Source organism: Oerskovia sp. USHLN155 (genome assembly GCF_037145535.1).
Taxonomy (GTDB): domain Bacteria; phylum Actinomycetota; class Actinomycetes; order Actinomycetales; family Cellulomonadaceae; genus Oerskovia; species Oerskovia rustica.
In genome coordinates this window covers 122,509-137,158 of sequence record NZ_JBBCXG010000011.1, presented here as the reverse complement: position 1 = coordinate 137,158, position 14,650 = coordinate 122,509, and the positions used below count along the sequence as shown (strand labels likewise).

The window sequence follows — 14,650 nt, the reverse complement described above, 5'->3', positions numbered from 1 at the left end:
ACTACGCTCCGGTCGCACCCGCCGCAGTGGTACGGGTCGCGGGCGGCGCACGCCACCGGGAGGACCGATGACGATGACCACCGCCCGCCGTCGAGCACGAGCTCTCGGAGGGAAGCCATGACGGCGACGGCGACGCCCCAGGTCGGCTGCGCGTCGATGCCGATGCCTGGTCCGCGCGGCCCGATGGGCGAGGCCCTGGTGGCCCTCCTCCACGGGCACCCTGCAGCGACCGACGTTGCCGGGCTCCGTCGGCAGGCGGACCGCAACGCCCAGGAGGGCGGCCGCGCGACCGACGACGAGGACCTGCAGCACACGCTCCTGTGCCTGTACGAGCTGCACTATCGCGGGCTCGCGGGCGTCGACGACCGGTGGGAGTGGCATCCGGACCTCCTGGCCGTCCGTGCTGCCCTGGAGGAGCGGTTCGAGGACGAGCTGCACGAGCGGGTCGTTGCACCGGCGTCCGAGCGCTCTGACGCGCGGGGTGTCGCCGACACGCTGTTCGCACTGACCGCCGACGACGGGGGACCCAGCCTGTCTCGCTTCGTGGCCAAGAAGGCCACGGAGGAACAGCTGCGCGAGCTCCTCGTCCTCCGGTCGGTGTACCAGCTCAAGGAGGCCGACCCGCACACCTGGGCGATCCCGCGGCTGAGCGGTGCCCCCAAGGCCGCGCTGGTCGAGATCCAGGCGGACGAGTACGGAGACGGCCGACCCGAGCGGATGCACTCCGCGCTGTTCGCGCAGGCCATGCGGGGCACGGGCCTCGACGACACGTACGGCGCCTACGTCGACCTCGTGCCCGCCTCGACCCTGGCCTCCCTGAACATGATGTCGATGTTCGGTCTGCACCGTCGGCTGCGCGGCGCGATCGTGGGTCACCTGGCTGCGTTCGAGATGACGTCGTCCATCCCCAACAAGCTCTACGGGAACGGGTTCAGACGCCACGGCCACGACGCTGCGACCACCCGGTACTTCGACGAGCACGTGGAGGCCGACGCGGTGCACGAGCAGATCGCAGGCCGCGACCTCGCGGGCAGGCTCGCCGAGCAGGAGCCCGCGCTGCTGCCGGACATCCTCTTCGGGGCCGCGGCATGCCTGGCGGTCGACGGCTGGGCGGGGGAGCGGACCCTGGAACGGTGGCAGAGGGGCGAGAGCGCCCTGCGAGCGAAGGTCTCGCATGACTGAACCCCGCGACGGTCGGATCGCCGACGCCGTGTACGTGCTGCCGCTGCGCTGGTCCCGGGCGGACGACGGCGACCTCACGGCCTACCTGACGCGGCTCTCCTCGTGGATCGAGGTCGTCGTGGTCGACGGTTCGCCACCCGACGTCTTCGCCGAGCATCACGCACGGTGGGCGGGACTGGTGACCCACGTCGCGCCCCGCCCGCCGGGGGACGACGAGAACGGAAAGGTCGTCGGAGTGCTCTGCGGTCTGCGGACGACTCGGAGCTCCCTCGTCGTGGTCGCGGACGACGACGTGCGGTACGACCGTGCCGACCTGGTCCGCCTGGTCGAGCTGCTCGGCGACGCCGAGCTCGTCCGTCCGCAGAACGTCTTCCGGCCGATGCCCTGGCACGCCGTCTGGGACACCGCGCGCACGTTGATCAACCGGGCGCTCGGTGGGGACCACCCCGGCACGATCGGGTTCCGGCGTGCTGCGCTGCCGGAGGGTTACGACTCGCACGTCCTGTTCGAGAACCTCGAGCTCGTGCGCACCGTGCGGGCGGGCGGGGGGCGCGAGATCCGGGCGCAGGACCTCTTCGTGGAGCGTCGACCGCCTTCCACCGCGCGCTTCATCGCGCAGCGGGTCCGCCAGGCCTACGACAGCCAGGCGCAGCCCGCGCGCCTCGCCGTCGAGCTCTCACTGCTCCCCGCCACGCTCTGGGCTGCCAGACGTCCCTGGCGCCTCGCGCTGCTCGCCTGCGCAGCCGTCCTCGTGGCCCAGCGCGGGCGGCTGCGTGCCGGTGGCCGGGAGCGGTTCCCGGCAGCCGCCCTCGCGTTCGCTCCTGTCTGGGTGGTCGAACGTGCGCTGTGCTCCTGGGCGGCTCTGGGGTGCCGGCTGACCGGAGGCATCGGCTATGCGGGATCACGCCTGCGCACCGCGGCGCACTCCGAACGCTGGATCCGGCGCCACCGGCCACCGGGGACACCGACGACCCGGAGCGTGGGAGCGAGCAGGGCCAGGCCCGCCCCGCTGTCGAGAGAGACGAGCCGGCGATGAATCCCGACGCCACGGCGGACGGCGCCCACCTCGCCGAGGGGGAGGACCTCTCGATCACGCTGTGCCCCGACGGGCCGCTCCTCGTCCGCGGGCGCCCCACGATCCTCGACGGCGACGGGAACCAGGTCGACGCGCGCCGCGGGACGGTCGCATTGTGCCGATGCGGCGCGTCAGCCATCAAGCCCTTCTGCGACGGGACCCACAAGGTCAACGGGTTCCGGTCGGGCGACTGAACTGCTCGGGCGGTGCGGTGGGGAGAAGCGCTTCCGCGAGTCTCCCGCTTCCCGTCTCCTCTCCGAGGAGAGGAAAGGAGAGGAGTCCGGGCCCGAGGGTCCCAGGGCGAAATGGTCGACCATCGCCACAGTTCTCCTTCGGACACAGAGGAACTTCGTCGAAGGCATCGCCACGACGGGCGCCGTGAGCCCGCCTGCGCCCGCAGAGCGTCGTGCTACGACGTCGCGAAAAAATGGCCCGAGCGGTGGCGAGCGCGCCGAAGAGGACTACGTTCGGAAGAGGTCATGAAGTGGCCGACAGGGAGCCCGGGCACCGGACCGCTCGATCACTTCGCGAGCCGGGACCGACGCCGCAGGGCTCACCCACCTCGCCCACCCGCCCACTCACGGGACGACCGTCGACGGGGACGGCGAGGACGACCTTGGGAGAACACCATGAGCGAGAGTCATGTCCCGACCCGGACGCCGACGGGCGTCGACCCGGCACGGTCGCAGGACCCGCCGTCGGCTGGGGCGCCCCAGGACAGTGAAACGGGCGGCGTCCAGGACCGGGTGAAAGAGACGACCCACCAGGCGACCGAGTCGCTCGGAGACATCGCGCACGAGGCCCGTGACCAGGCCTCGGAGGTGGCTGGCGCCGCCACCAAGCAGGTCAGGAGCCTCGCCGACCAGGCCCGTGGCGAGCTGGACGCACAAGCGCAGTCGCAGCAGAAGAAGGCAGCGGAAGGCCTGCGTTCCCTGAGCGCAGAGCTGTCGAGCATGGCCCGGAGCAGCGAGGATCCCGGCTACGCCACCGACCTCGTCCAGCAGGCCTCGGACGCGACCGACCGGGTCGCGTCGTGGCTCGACGAGCGTGACCCCGGCTCCCTCGTCCGGGAGGTCCAGGACTTCGCCCGACGGCGTCCCGGACTCTTCATCGCCCTGGCGGCCGGCGCGGGGCTCCTCGTCGGAAGGCTCGCGAGGGGGATGAAGGATGCGCCGTCGTCCGGGCAAGGGTCGTCCGGGCAGGGGGAACGATCGACGACAGGTCCGACGGTCGCCGCGCCGGGCGGAGCCAACGCTGGATCGGCGGGCACGCCTGACACGCTCGGCACGACCGGGAACCTCGGCGTGCCGGGGAGCACAGGCACGGGTGCGACGGCGCAGCCGGACACGAGCGGCGCGCACAGCGCCGGCTGGTCGTCCTCGTCGAGCCTCCTCGATCGGGAGTCGCTGGGGGCGGCGTCGGGGACGACGCCGGTGACCTCCGCGCCGGCCGAGGGTGCGAGGCACGGTGAGACCGATGACGACCGCGTCTGAGCCGGGCGGCTGGGCGCCCGCGTCGGCCCCCGGCCAGGACGACCGCGCCCGGAGGCCGGATCCCGCTGACGGCCCCCCGGAGGATCCCTCCCGGCAGAGCGTCGGCGAGCTGTTCGCCGATGTCACACGCGACATGTCCACCCTGCTGCGTCAGGAGGTGGCCCTCGCGAAGGCCGAGGCCACTGCGTCCGCACGGCGCGCGGGCAAGGGGGCCGGGATGTTCGCCGGCGCCGGCGTCGCGGGGCACATGGTCCTGCTCTTCCTCTCGATCGCCCTGTGGTGGTCGGTGGGGACGCAGATCGGGCACGGCTGGTCGGCGCTGGTCGTGGCCGGCGTCTGGGCGGTCGTGGCGGTCGTGCTCGCGCTCGCGGGGCGAGCCGAGACCCAGAAGATCAAGGGGATGCCGGAAACCGTGGACTCCGTCAAGAAGATCCCGCACGCACTGCAAGGGCACGAGGAGAAGAACTCATGAGCACCGATCCGGAACAGCTCAGGAACGACATCGAGCGCACGCGCAGCGAGCTGAGCGACGACGTGGACGCGTTGGGCGACAAGGTCAACCCCACGCACGTCGCCCGGCGCCAGACCGACAAGGTGCGGCGCTCCTTCACGTCCGTCAAGGACAGGGTGATGGGCACGGGGAGCGCAGCCGTGCACTCGACCCAGGACGCTGCGTCCTCCGTGACCGACCGTGTCAAGGGTGCTGCCGGCACGACCTCGGAAGGGATCTCGTCGGCCGCGTCCACGGTGCGCGACCAGGCGGAGGGCAACCCGCTCGGGGTCGGCCTGGTGGCGTTCGGCCTGGGCCTGGTCGTCGCCAGCCTGCTGCCTGCCACCCAGGCCGAGCAACGTGCCGCGAGCAAGGTGCAGGATGCTGCGGCGCCGCTGGTCGACGACGTGAAGGAGGCGGCGAGCACCGTGGCCGACCACCTGAAGGAGCCCGCACAGGACAGCGCCCACGCGGTGCAGGAAGCCGCCAAGGAGGCTGCGTCGTCGGTCGCGGAAGGAGGGAGAGAAGCGGTGTCCGACGTCCGCTCGACCGCCCAGCAGGGGTGAGGCCCCGGGCTCTCGCCGCAGCGCGTCCCGCGGCGAGAGCCCGGGTGCTCCGGTGACCCCGGGAGTTCCCGGTGCGCCGGGGCCCCGGCGCACCGGGACACGCGGCCCTTCGAGCCGTCAGTGCCTGCGAGCCTCGTCGATCGTGGCGGCTGCCGCCGCCGTGAGCGACGTGCTGTCTCGTTCGCTGCGCCTCAGGAGCTCGTCATACGCGGCCGCCATGTCGATGTCGAGCTGGTAGGCGAGGACCCCCTTGGCCTGCTCGACCACGACGCGCCCCTCGAGCGCACGACGGAGGTTACCGAGAAGGTCGGACTCGTCGACGTGCTGTGGCTGCACGATCACGAGCGCCGCCACGTCGGCGAACGTCTGACCGAGCTGACGGCTGTCCTCGCTGAGCGGCTCCTCGCTGACGGCGAACAGGTTCAGGCCGCCGATCGCGCGGCCGTGCCAATGCAGCGGAAAGGCGAAGACCGAGGAGAAGCCGGCCTCGATGATGGCTGGACCGACCGTCGGCCACCGGCCCGTGACCTGATCCTCGCCCAGCGCCTCGACACGTTCCCCGGATCGCACGACGTCGACGCACGGGCCCTCGTCGCGCTGCGCCTGGTAGAGCTCGAGCTCGGTGGTCCGGGGGGAGGTCGCGCTGAGAAACTCCAGCTGGTCGCTCTCGCTGCGCAGCAGGAGTCCCGCGGCGTCTGCGGGGACGAAGGCGGGCACTGTCCTGGACCAGTCGTGCGAGCAGCCCCGTGACGTCGTGGTCCTGGAGCAGGGCCGAGGTCACGGCGGCCAGTGCCTGGGCAGACGTGCGGGGAATCATGTCTCCTCGTTTCCGGGCGTCTCGCGCGAGACGACCCCGTCGGACGTGCCGTCGCGGCGAGCGAAGTTCAGGTGGCCGGTGACGACCTCTCCGGCGACCTGGTCGAGTGTCTCTGAATGGGCGTACGCGCTGGCACGCAACAGTGCGAGCGCGTCCTGGGGCCCGACGCCGAGCTGGGCCACGACCATCCCGGTGGCCTGATGGACGCGGGCGCGCTCCGGCCAGGTGGGGAACGACAGGGCGTTGACGGACACCGGGTCCCCCAGGAGCGCCGCACCGACGGCGTCCGCGAGGAACTGTGCGTCCGGGGTGCTGTAGGTGAGCGATCCGGCGACGGAGTACACCGTGAGCACCCCGATCGTGTGGCCTGCCGGTCGCATGGGCACCGCGTAGAGGGTCACCGGGCCCGAGATGTCTTCTGCGAGCTCGCTGAAGACGGGGAAGCGGGCGCTGTCGACCCCGTCGATGACCTCCACCACTGTCCGGCCCTCGCTGTACGCGACCTGCCCGGGCCCCTCGCCCAGGACCTCCTGCAGGTCCTCGAACCGTGCCGAGGTCCCGTTCGACGTGCTGACCGTGAGTCGTTCCAGAGTGGTCGAGGACAGCGTGAGCGCGCCGCCGTCCGCCGCGAGGATCTCCACGCAGGCCCGGCACAGCCGCACCGCGAGCGGGGCGGAAAGGTCCCCACCGGCGAGCGAGCGCGCCAGCAGGCCGAGCATCGCCGCCTGGCCGACCATCGTTGCCTCCGTCTCCCCGTCCGTTCTCCTCACGTCCCCCCACAAGTCTTGCACCACCCGCGACCGGTTCGCAGGAGGCGTGTGCGCACCTCGTCGGGCGCTCTGCGAGAGGGCACCGGCCCGGCCTATGGTGGAAGGAGGTCGAGACGGGGCCGTGGCGTTCGTGCCCGCGGGAGCGGGAGGGTGGGGTCGGAGCGATGTTCCCTCGGATCGAGACGTTCTACGAGGACAACCTGTGGAAGAACCGCCGGTCCGGCGACGCCCAGGTCTTCGCGGTCTTCGACACCAAGGCGGAAGCGGTGCTCGCTGCGCGCGAGGCGGCGCTCCGGGAAGGCGCCGAGCACGTGGTCCGCGGGGTCGGGGGCGACGTCGAGCAGATCGTCTTTCCGGGCGACCGGCCCTGGCGGCGAGTCGGGTGACCCGTCCGCAGCCCTGTTGCGGGGATCCTGGGCGTGCCTACCATCGGTAGGGAAGGAACCAGGCGGAGGGCAGCCGCCGGGGAACACTGGGGAGCGTCGACGTGATGGCACGGGACGAGAAGGACCAGGACGGCGGCGATCTTGACGCGGCTCTCCTCTCCGGCGGTCGGCAGCCGGTCGCGCGCTACACGCTCGACGTGCCCAGCGGCCGGTGGTGGTGGTCCGACGAGCTGTACGAGATGCATGGTTTCGCGCCCCACGAGGTCGTCCCGACGACGCAGCTCATGTTGGCCCACAAGCACCCTGACGACGTGACGCGGGTCGCCGGGATCCTCGCGGACGTCACGCGTACCGGCGACCCGTTCAGCTGCACGCACCGGATCATCGATGCCGCCGGGCGGACCCGCGTCCTCGGGGTCGTCGGCCAGGGCGACGTCGACGCGGCCACCGGCGAGATCACACAGGTCACCGGCTACTTCATGGATCTCACCGGGTCGCAGGAGGCGTTCGCCCAGGCGCAAGCGACCGAGGCCGTCTCGGCGTCAGCGGCGCGCAGGGCGACGATCGAGCAGGCCAAGGGCGCGCTCATGGTCGTCTACGGCCTGGACGACGCAGAGGCGTTCGAGGTGCTCCGGCATCACTCGTCGGTCACCAACGAGCCGGTCCGCGAGCTGGCGGAGCGGCTGCTCGCGAGCCTCGCGGGCGCTCATGACGGTGCGTCGCTGACCCGGGACGACCTGGACCACTTCTTCGAGACCCCGCGACCACCGACGTGGGCGAGCCAGGTGGGCTAGGCGACCCTCCGCCGTCGGGCCGTCTCCGACGGAGGCTCAGGCGGAGGGCGTGCCACCGGCGGCGGACGCGCGTCGCGAGAGCGCGACGTCCCCCAGGATCACCGCGAGCAGCACGCCGTTCGAGACCCAGTTGACCGCGAGCGGCGACAGCACCGGGTACGAGGCGTAGAGCAGGCCCAGCGCAGCCACGCCCGCGAGGTGCGGCACCGACCACGGCCCGCCCGTCGCACGCCGGAACAGCGTGTTCCCCACGAGGTAGACCATGCCGGCGCCGCAGATCAGCGCGGCCGTCCACGGGTCGGAGTGCCCCGCGTCCTCGTGGCCCAGAGGGTGCAGCAGGACGATCTCGTCCGCGACGGCCGTGAGCACGATCCCGACCACGAGCAGGTACGGGACGTACGTGTACGCCGTCTGCGCGATCATGCCGGGCGAGTCGGACCCCGCGAAGAACGCCGTCGCCCGCCGCTCGGAGCGGTCGAAGTACAGCAGCCACATGAGGACCGTCGACGCGAAGGCCGCGAGGAACGCGAGGAGCACCGTGCCCGTCAGCTCGAGCTCCCCGAACGCGGTCCCCGTGACGATGATCGACTCGCCCAGGCTGATGATGATGAACAGTCCGACGCGCTCGGCCATGTGCCCGCCGCGCACGACCCACGTCGCGGGATCGGTGGGCCCCAGCACCGGGACCCGGAACAGCGCGCGGGGTCCCGCGTAGTCGACGAGCACCGCCGCGACCCACAGGAGCAGGCGCCACGACCCGTCCGGGGCCAGGGCACCCGCGACCCACAGGATCCCCGAGGACACCTGCCACACCGTGATGCGCACGAAGTTCGTGCCGTTCTCCGGCCAGTGCCGGTGGAGCGCGTACGCCGTCCACGCCGAGCGCCCCACCTGGATCGCGACGAACGTCCCCGCGAACAGCAGCGCCTTGTCGCCGAACGCCTCGGGGATCGCGCTCGACATGAGCAGCCCCAGCAGCATGAGGACGATCAGCAGGGTCCGCACGGGCGTGCGTTCGGGGTCGAGCCAGTTGGTGACCCACGTCGTGTCGATCCACAGGTACCAGACCGCGGCTCCGAGGACGAGCGTCTGGACCAGGGTCGTGCCGTCGGGGTGGGCGATGAGCGAGTGCGAGAGCTGGGTGACCGCGAAGACGAACACCAGGTCGAAGAACAGCTCGACGTAGCCGACCTTGTCCGAGTCGTGGCCGTGGCCGTGACGCAGCACGTCGGTACGCATGCCCCAGGAGCCGGGCGGGCCGGAGGGGGCCGTGCGGGGCGCGGCGGCGCTCATGGTCGCGATCCTCGCACGCGGGGCACGCGGCGGCGCGGGGTGCAGGTCGATGCGCACGACGACGTGGGCCGGGCCGGCCGGGCCGGGCGCTTCAGGTCGCGGTGTACGGCTTGCTGGGCCAGTACGCCCACTCCGCGAAGTCCTCGACGCGGCCGTCGTCCGCGAACCGCAGGATCCACAGGTCGCGGTACTCCTGCGGCGTCGGCCCGTCGTAGCGGACCTCGACCCGGACGACGGCGGCGAGCCCGTCGACCGCGACGGGCTGGGCCGTCATGGTGAACGTCTCCCCGGCGTCGGCGAGCCAGAAGTCGCGGATCGCGTCGTGCCCGCGCAGCGGGTCGTCGTAGGGCGACCGCGCATAGGTGGCGTCCTCGGTGAACAGCGACGCGACGGCCCCCCGGTCCTCGCCGCGCCAGGCCGCCTCGTAGGCAGCCACCCAGCTCATGACGGACTCGCGGTCCATGCGTACCTCCGGGGGTGGGGTCCGGCCGGCGGGGCCTGCGAGGGGGCCCGGCCGGCCGGGCGGTTCAGCGGACGTCCGTCCCTTCGAGGACCTTGCGGAGCGCGGACGCGAACCCGTCGGGGTCGCCGGGCATGCCGTACTCGTCCCCCATGAACCCGCCGTGCCCGCTGGGGAACGCGACGGCCTCGGTGCCGATGTTCCTCGCGACCCCGCGGGCCGCGCGTGCGGCCATCTGCTCGCCCGACTCCTCACCGGCCGCCAGGACGACGCGGGTCGAGACGCGGGACAGCGCGTCGTAGTCGTGCTCGTAGTGGGTGCAGCTGATCAGGTTCTGCCCCAGCAGGGCGTCGTCGCGCGACCCGTCGTCGTCGGTGGGGAACCCGAACGCGCCCGGGTCGGGCGCAGGCTGGTCGGCGAAGTCGTCGGGGAACGGGCCCTCCCAGCTCGTGAGGGCGATGAAGTGCGCCATGCCCGCGCCGAACCCCTTGTCCTGGTAGGACCGCGAGACGGCCTGCACCGCGGCGAGCGCAGCGTCGCGGTCCGGCAGCGCGGGACCCGACGGCGGCTCGTGCGCTACGAGCGTCCGGACCTGCTCGGGGTGCTGGGTGACGAGCGCGAGGGCGTTGACCGCCCCGCCGCTGCTCGCCAGGACGTCGACCGGCCCGGCACCCAGTGCCTCGATCACGAGGTGCAGGTCGTCCGCGTGGTGGTCGGGCGTGACGGGCGCAGACGGGTCGGTGCGGGTGCTGCGGGACACCCCGCGCGGGTCGTACGTCACGACCGGCCGGTCCGTGAAGTGCGAGGCCAGGGTGACGAACCCGTCGGCACCCATGGGGGAGCCGACGATCAGGAGCACGGGGGCCTCGGGGGTGGTGTCGGCGAGGTTCCCGCGGACGTCGTAGGTGATGGTCGCCCCCGGGGCTTCGAGGGTGCGGGTCTCGATGTCGGTCACGGTCGTGCCTCTCGGTCGGGTGAGCGGGACGGCGTGGGTGCCGGCCGTCTCAGCGGTATGGGAACCAAGACCTGCCGCGTCGTCGGAACTCATCGCACCGTCTCGTCCCACCCTGCCTCGCGGGTGGTGGTCGTGCACGGTGAGCGGGTACCGTCGCGAGAGCGCTGGGTGCCTCCGCCGGTCTGCGGTCAGGATGCACGGGACGAGAAGGAGACCACGCATGGTCGGTACGGCAGCGGTCCTGGGCATGACGGCGGTCGCCCTCGGGATGGTCCTGACCCCCGGGCCCAACATGGTCTACCTGGTCTCGCGCAGCATCAGCCAGGGGTGGCAGGCGGGCATGGTCTCGCTCGCGGGGACGGCCGTGGGTTTCCTCGTCTACATGACGATGGCGAACGTGGGCCTCGCGGCGGTCTTCGTGGTGGTGCCGTGGCTGTACGTCGCGCTGAAGGTCGCGGGCGCCGGCTACCTGCTGTACCTCGCGTGGCGGACCCTGCGCCCGGGCGGCCGCGGTCCCTTCGAGGCGCAGGACCTGCCGCGCGACTCCCGCGGCCGGCTGTTCCGCATGGGGTTGCTGACGAACCTGCTCAACCCGAAGGCCGCGATCATGTACCTCGCGCTCATCCCGCAGTTCATCGACCCGGCTGCCGGGGGCGTCATGGCGCAGGGGTTCGTGCTGGGCGGGGTGCAGATCGGGGTCAGCATGGTCGTCAACGCCGCGTTCGTGCTCGCGGCGGGCAGCATCGCGGTGTTCCTGCGCGCGCGGCCGACGTGGATGCGCTGGCAGCGCCGCGCGACCGGGACGCTGCTGGGCGCCGTCGGGGTGAAGCTGGCGATCGACGCCCCGTCCCCGGCGACCGCGTGAGGACCGTGGACCTGGGCGAGCTCGACCGAGGGTCGTGGGTCCGGCTCGGGGTCCTCGCCGTCCTGGTGCTGGGAGCGGTGGTGTGGTGGACGTCCTCCGACGCCGCGCTCGTCGCCCGCGGGGGAGAGGAGCTCGACCTGATCCGGGACTACTCCTCGATCGACGAGCTGGCGGACGAGGCCACGGACGTCGCGGTCGTCGAGCCGACGGGCCGGACGTGGACCGAGCGCGTCGGTACCGCGCCCTTCGCCGTGACCGAGGTCCGGGTCGTCACGTCGGACGGTGGACCGCTCGTGACGGACGATGTCGTCGCGGTCCGCCAGGACTCCGGCCACTACGTCAACGCCGCGCCGACGCCCGAGGAGGGCGAGCGCTACCTGGTGTTCCTCCACCCGTCGGGGGTCGAGGCGGACGGGCGGCAGTACTCGGTCGTGGGCGCTCAGGCGGTGTGGCGTCTCGACGGGTCGACGGGGCGTCTCACGACGCCAAAGAGCTCGTTGCCCCGCCGGGTGTCGGTCGAGGGCGCGGACGGGCGGCTCGTCGCGTCGTCCCGGTAGCGGGCGTGCGCAGCGAGCGCGACCCCAGCGTGAGCAGCGGTGCCGTGAGGGTCACCGCGGCGACGAAGATCGCGACCCCGGGCCACCCGGCGTGCACCCAGGTCACGCCGCCGAGCCAGCCGAGCAGGCTCGACGCGGCGTAGTAGAAGGCGTTGTACAGGGAGGTCGCCTGCGAGCGGCCCACGACCGCCCGGTGCCCGACCCACCCCGACGCGACCGCGTGCGCGCCGAAGAAGGAGGCGGTGAGGATCACGAGCCCCAGCAGGATCAGGGGGATCTGGGGGGCGAGCGTCAGGAGGGCCCCGGCGCTCATCGTGGCGCCCGCGACGGCCAGGACCCGTCGGCGTCCCCAGCGGACGGTGAGGCTGCCCGCGAGGCGGGAGGACACGGTCCCGCCCAGGTAGGCGAAGAACACGAGCGACGTGACCGCCGGGGACAGCAGGTAGGGCGGTGCCTCGAGGCGGAACCCGAGGTAGTTGTAGATCGTCACGAACCCGCCGATGACGAGGGCGCCGTTGGCGTACAGGACGAGCAGGCCGCGGTCGCGCAGGTTCGTCAGGACGAGCGAGCCGACGTGCCGCAGCCCTTCGCGGTCCGGCACGAAGCCCCGCGCCCGCGGCGCGAGCACGACGAACGCGACGGTCGTGAGCACGCACAGCCCCGACACGGTGGCCAGGCCCACGCGCCAGCCGGCGAGCTCGGCGACGCCCGCGGCGAGCACCCGGCCCGCGAGCCCGCCGATCGACACCCCGCCCACGAACATCCCCGCGACGACCGCGGTGTGCGCGGAGTGGATCTCCTCGTGGAGCAGGGTGACGGCGAGCGCCGGCACCCCGCCGAGCGCGGCGCCCTCGAGGAAGCGACCGACGACGAGCAGCTCGATCGTGGGCGCGAACGGGGCCAGCAGGCCGATGGTCGTCGCGGCGATCAGGGCGATCTGGATGGCGCGGACGCGGCCGATGCGGTCGGCGACCACGGACCAGGGCAGGACGGCGAGCGCGAGGCCCAGCGTCGCGGCCGAGACCGTGAGCGAGGCGGTGGGGGCGGCGACCCGGAGGTCGGAGGAGATCATCGGCAGGATGCCCTGCGGCGAGTAGAGCTGGGCGAACGTCGCGAGCCCCGCGCACACGAGCGCCACGACCGTCCTGCGGTAGCCCTGGGAGCTGCGCCGGTGTCCGGTCCACGGGGTGTGTGGTGGGACGACGAGCGCACGGGTCGTGCCCGGTGCGGGGGGTGTGTGCATGGTTTCGACGCTAGGAGCCTTCGACTCTTGCGTCCAATGCATGTATCTATGGTGAACGATACGCTTTGAGCATGGATGCCGCGCTGGACGAAGAGACCCGCCGCCTGCTGCCCCTGCTGCCCGCGTTCGTCGCGGTCGCCGAGGTCGAGCAGGTCACGCTCGCGGCCGCGATGCTCCGCGCCCCGCAACCGACCGTGTCGCGGGCCGTCGCGCGTGTCGGCGAGGTGCTGGGCGTGCCCGTGGTCGAGCGCCGCGGGCGCGGCATCAGGCTCACCGACGCGGGCCGTGCCCTCCTGCCGCACGCCCGCCAGGCGCTCGCGGCGCTCGGCGCCGGTGTGGACGCGGTGCGGTCGAGGGAGGCGCTCGCGCGCGGCACCCTGTCGGTCGCGTTCCAGACCTCGCTCGGCGAGTCCGTCGTCCCGGCCCTCATCAAGGAGTTCCTCGCCGACCACCCTGCCGTGCGGTTCACCATGACGCAGGGCGCCCGCCGCTCGTGCCTCGACGCGCTCGACGCGGGCGAGGCCGACATCGCGCTCGTGTCCCGGCTCGTCCCGGCCCCGGCCGGTCGCGAGATCCTCACGCTCTTCCAGGAGCCGCTCGTCCTCATCGTCCCCGCGGGGCACGAGCTCGCGTCGCGCCCCGGCGCCACGCTGCGCGAGGCCGCCCGCTCGACGTTCATCACGCTCAAGCACGGGTTCGGCCTGCGGGGGACGGTCGACGCACTGTGCGCCGCCGCGGGCGTGCGCCCGACCATCGGGTTCGAGGGCGAGGACCTGCACACCGTGCGCGGCCTCGTCGCTGCGGGCCTCGGCGTGAGCGTCCTGCCGCCGGCTCGTCAGCCCGTGCACGACGTCGTCGAGATCCGCCTCGACGAGCCCGTGCCGTCGCGCGACATCGGCGCGGCCTGGTCGCCCGACAACACCTCGCCGACGCTCGCGGCGTTCGTCGAGATGCTCCGTGCGGGGGTCGTGGACACCGGCACGCCCGACGGCGGCGCGCCCGGCCGCTGAGCGGCGCCGTGTCGCCACGCAAGAACCGCGGTCCCCACGACATGATGAGAGTGAGGGGTGTACGCCACCGCGGCGCCCGTGCCGAAGCCCGAAGGAGACCCCGCCCATGACTTCCCTGCGCCGACTCGCCCCCGCCGTCTCGCTCGTCGCGCTCTTGGCGCTCACCGCGTGCGGGACGGACACCGACTCCGGCGGGAACGCCTCGGACACGCCCAGCGCCGAGGAGAGCACCGCGGACGAGAGCACGCCCTCCGACGAGTCGCCCGAGGCGCCCCTCGACGCAGCCGACCTGCCGATCGAGGCCGGTGCGAACGGCGTCGACCTGCCCGCGGGGATCGACGCCCCCACGAGCGGCGGCACGGGCGCGGCCTGGACCGCGGAGGACGGCTACCTGTACGTCGTGACGTTCGGGTCGAGCACGTGCCCGCACATCGCCGAGGGTGACGCGACGCTGGACGGGAGCGACGTCGTCGTGACCTTCCAGAAGGTCGACGAGACCAAGCCCTGCACCATGGACCTGCGCCCCTGGACCACGGTCGTCAAGGCCCCTGAGGGTGTCGACGAGTCGGCCGACGTGACCGTGCGCCTCGACGAGGCAGGCTCTGTCGTGCTGGCGCCGCGCGCAGCCGCCGGGCAGGTCGGCGAGGCCGCATGGGTCGCCCAGTCCTGACCTGGTGACGGGGGCGGTCGTGGC

18 protein-coding genes are annotated in these 14,650 nt (G+C 72.7%); 12 read left to right on the top strand and 6 right to left on the bottom strand.

Features of this window, described 5'->3' with window-relative positions:
• The first annotated feature begins 156 nt into the window (after positions 1-156).
• The 6 genes from WFH32_RS16435 (at position 157) to WFH32_RS16410 (ending at position 4,806) form a co-directional block, all read left to right on the top strand.
• Positions 157-1,182, top strand: a complete 1,026-nt coding sequence (locus tag WFH32_RS16435) for an iron-containing redox enzyme family protein (protein ID WP_336708426.1) — start codon at positions 157-159, stop codon at positions 1,180-1,182.
• On the top strand, positions 1,175-2,218 hold the full coding sequence (locus WFH32_RS16430) for a glycosyltransferase family 2 protein (RefSeq protein ID WP_336708398.1): 1,044 nt from the start codon (positions 1,175-1,177) through the stop codon (positions 2,216-2,218). Before WFH32_RS16435 ends, WFH32_RS16430 begins: the two co-directional genes overlap by 8 nt.
• Positions 2,215-2,451, top strand: a complete 237-nt coding sequence (locus WFH32_RS16425; RefSeq protein WP_336708396.1) for a CDGSH iron-sulfur domain-containing protein — start codon at positions 2,215-2,217, stop codon at positions 2,449-2,451. The genes WFH32_RS16430 and WFH32_RS16425 overlap by 4 nt, the downstream gene beginning before the upstream one ends.
• A gap of 435 nt (positions 2,452-2,886) precedes the next feature.
• On the top strand, positions 2,887-3,750 hold the full coding sequence (locus WFH32_RS16420; RefSeq protein WP_336708395.1) for a hypothetical protein: 864 nt from the start codon (positions 2,887-2,889) through the stop codon (positions 3,748-3,750).
• Positions 3,734-4,222 (top strand): phage holin family protein, encoded by a 489-nt coding sequence (locus tag WFH32_RS16415; RefSeq protein WP_336708393.1) that lies wholly within the window; start codon positions 3,734-3,736, stop codon positions 4,220-4,222. Before WFH32_RS16420 ends, WFH32_RS16415 begins: the two co-directional genes overlap by 17 nt.
• Positions 4,219-4,806 (top strand): DUF3618 domain-containing protein, encoded by a 588-nt coding sequence (locus WFH32_RS16410; protein ID WP_336708391.1) that lies wholly within the window; start codon positions 4,219-4,221, stop codon positions 4,804-4,806. The genes WFH32_RS16415 and WFH32_RS16410 overlap by 4 nt, the downstream gene beginning before the upstream one ends.
• A gap of 117 nt (positions 4,807-4,923) precedes the next feature.
• Here WFH32_RS16410 and WFH32_RS16405 read toward each other — a convergent pair whose 3' ends face one another.
• The gene (locus WFH32_RS16405; protein WP_336708389.1) at positions 4,924-5,523 is read right to left on the bottom strand and encodes a GAF and ANTAR domain-containing protein; all 600 of its coding nucleotides are present in this window, start codon (positions 5,521-5,523) and stop codon (positions 4,924-4,926) included.
• A 96-nt stretch (positions 5,524-5,619) separates the two neighbouring features.
• The gene (locus tag WFH32_RS16400) at positions 5,620-6,360 is read right to left on the bottom strand and encodes an ANTAR domain-containing protein (protein WP_336708388.1); all 741 of its coding nucleotides are present in this window, start codon (positions 6,358-6,360) and stop codon (positions 5,620-5,622) included.
• A gap of 197 nt (positions 6,361-6,557) precedes the next feature.
• Here WFH32_RS16400 and WFH32_RS16395 point away from each other — a divergent pair, with 197 nt between their 5' ends.
• Both WFH32_RS16395 and WFH32_RS16390 read left to right on the top strand, forming a co-directional pair.
• A complete protein-coding gene (locus WFH32_RS16395) occupies positions 6,558-6,779 on the top strand; it encodes a DUF2188 domain-containing protein (protein WP_336708387.1) in 222 nt (73 codons plus the stop codon).
• Between the two features lie 104 nt (positions 6,780-6,883).
• Positions 6,884-7,573 (top strand): PAS and ANTAR domain-containing protein, encoded by a 690-nt coding sequence (locus WFH32_RS16390; RefSeq protein ID WP_336708385.1) that lies wholly within the window; start codon positions 6,884-6,886, stop codon positions 7,571-7,573.
• Positions 7,574-7,609: 36 nt separating this feature from the next.
• Here the strand turns inward: WFH32_RS16390 and WFH32_RS16385 are convergent, their stop codons facing one another.
• From WFH32_RS16385 to WFH32_RS16375, 3 genes are all read right to left on the bottom strand, one after another.
• On the bottom strand, positions 7,610-8,866 hold the full coding sequence (locus WFH32_RS16385) for a low temperature requirement protein A (RefSeq protein WP_191797215.1): 1,257 nt from the start codon (positions 8,864-8,866) through the stop codon (positions 7,610-7,612).
• Between the two features lie 91 nt (positions 8,867-8,957).
• Entirely contained in the window at positions 8,958-9,329 is a 372-nt protein-coding gene (locus WFH32_RS16380; RefSeq protein WP_191797213.1) for a nuclear transport factor 2 family protein, read from the bottom strand.
• 64 nt (positions 9,330-9,393) lie between these two features.
• Positions 9,394-10,281: an alpha/beta fold hydrolase gene (locus WFH32_RS16375; protein WP_336708382.1), complete on the bottom strand. Its 888-nt coding sequence runs from the start codon at positions 10,279-10,281 to the stop codon at positions 9,394-9,396.
• A gap of 220 nt (positions 10,282-10,501) precedes the next feature.
• Here WFH32_RS16375 and WFH32_RS16370 point away from each other — a divergent pair, with 220 nt between their 5' ends.
• Both WFH32_RS16370 and WFH32_RS16365 read left to right on the top strand, forming a co-directional pair.
• On the top strand, positions 10,502-11,146 hold the full coding sequence (locus tag WFH32_RS16370) for a LysE family translocator (RefSeq protein ID WP_191797868.1): 645 nt from the start codon (positions 10,502-10,504) through the stop codon (positions 11,144-11,146).
• A complete protein-coding gene (locus tag WFH32_RS16365) occupies positions 11,143-11,703 on the top strand; it encodes a hypothetical protein (protein ID WP_336708380.1) in 561 nt (186 codons plus the stop codon). Before WFH32_RS16370 ends, WFH32_RS16365 begins: the two co-directional genes overlap by 4 nt.
• On the opposite strand, the gene WFH32_RS16360 is transcribed toward WFH32_RS16365, so the two are convergent.
• Positions 11,624-12,946 carry an MFS transporter gene (locus WFH32_RS16360; RefSeq protein WP_336708378.1) on the bottom strand — a complete coding sequence of 441 codons (1,323 nt, stop codon included), beginning with the start codon at positions 12,944-12,946 and terminating at the stop codon, positions 11,624-11,626. The two genes, WFH32_RS16365 and WFH32_RS16360, sit on opposite strands and share 80 nt — an antisense overlap.
• Before the next feature lie 71 nt (positions 12,947-13,017).
• Between WFH32_RS16360 and WFH32_RS16355 the strand changes: the two genes are divergently transcribed.
• Entirely contained in the window at positions 13,018-13,956 is a 939-nt protein-coding gene (locus WFH32_RS16355) for a LysR substrate-binding domain-containing protein (RefSeq protein ID WP_336708377.1), read from the top strand.
• Between the two features lie 106 nt (positions 13,957-14,062).
• Positions 14,063-14,626 carry a hypothetical protein gene (locus WFH32_RS16350; RefSeq protein WP_191797863.1) on the top strand — a complete coding sequence of 188 codons (564 nt, stop codon included), beginning with the start codon at positions 14,063-14,065 and terminating at the stop codon, positions 14,624-14,626.
• The last annotated feature ends 24 nt before the right edge of the window (positions 14,627-14,650 follow it).

Bases quoted from the DNA above. Each gene is read 5' to 3' on its own strand.
- WFH32_RS16435 (WP_336708426.1), top strand. From the start codon at position 157: ATGCCGATGCCTGGTCCGCGCGGCCCGATGGGCGAGGCCCTGGTGGCC.
- WFH32_RS16430 (WP_336708398.1), top strand. From the start codon at position 1,175: ATGACTGAACCCCGCGACGGTCGGATCGCCGACGCCGTGTACGTGCTG.
- WFH32_RS16425 (WP_336708396.1), top strand. From the start codon at position 2,215: ATGAATCCCGACGCCACGGCGGACGGCGCCCACCTCGCCGAGGGGGAG.
- WFH32_RS16420 (WP_336708395.1), top strand. From the start codon at position 2,887: ATGAGCGAGAGTCATGTCCCGACCCGGACGCCGACGGGCGTCGACCCG.
- WFH32_RS16415 (WP_336708393.1), top strand. From the start codon at position 3,734: ATGACGACCGCGTCTGAGCCGGGCGGCTGGGCGCCCGCGTCGGCCCCC.
- WFH32_RS16410 (WP_336708391.1), top strand. From the start codon at position 4,219: ATGAGCACCGATCCGGAACAGCTCAGGAACGACATCGAGCGCACGCGC.
- WFH32_RS16400 (WP_336708388.1), bottom strand. From the start codon at position 6,360: ATGGTCGGCCAGGCGGCGATGCTCGGCCTGCTGGCGCGCTCGCTCGCC.
- WFH32_RS16395 (WP_336708387.1), top strand. From the start codon at position 6,558: ATGTTCCCTCGGATCGAGACGTTCTACGAGGACAACCTGTGGAAGAAC.
- WFH32_RS16390 (WP_336708385.1), top strand. From the start codon at position 6,884: ATGGCACGGGACGAGAAGGACCAGGACGGCGGCGATCTTGACGCGGCT.
- WFH32_RS16385 (WP_191797215.1), bottom strand. From the start codon at position 8,866: ATGAGCGCCGCCGCGCCCCGCACGGCCCCCTCCGGCCCGCCCGGCTCC.
- WFH32_RS16380 (WP_191797213.1), bottom strand. From the start codon at position 9,329: ATGGACCGCGAGTCCGTCATGAGCTGGGTGGCTGCCTACGAGGCGGCC.
- WFH32_RS16370 (WP_191797868.1), top strand. From the start codon at position 10,502: ATGGTCGGTACGGCAGCGGTCCTGGGCATGACGGCGGTCGCCCTCGGG.
- WFH32_RS16360 (WP_336708378.1), bottom strand. From the start codon at position 12,946: ATGCACACACCCCCCGCACCGGGCACGACCCGTGCGCTCGTCGTCCCA.
- WFH32_RS16355 (WP_336708377.1), top strand. From the start codon at position 13,018: ATGGATGCCGCGCTGGACGAAGAGACCCGCCGCCTGCTGCCCCTGCTG.
- WFH32_RS16350 (WP_191797863.1), top strand. From the start codon at position 14,063: ATGACTTCCCTGCGCCGACTCGCCCCCGCCGTCTCGCTCGTCGCGCTC.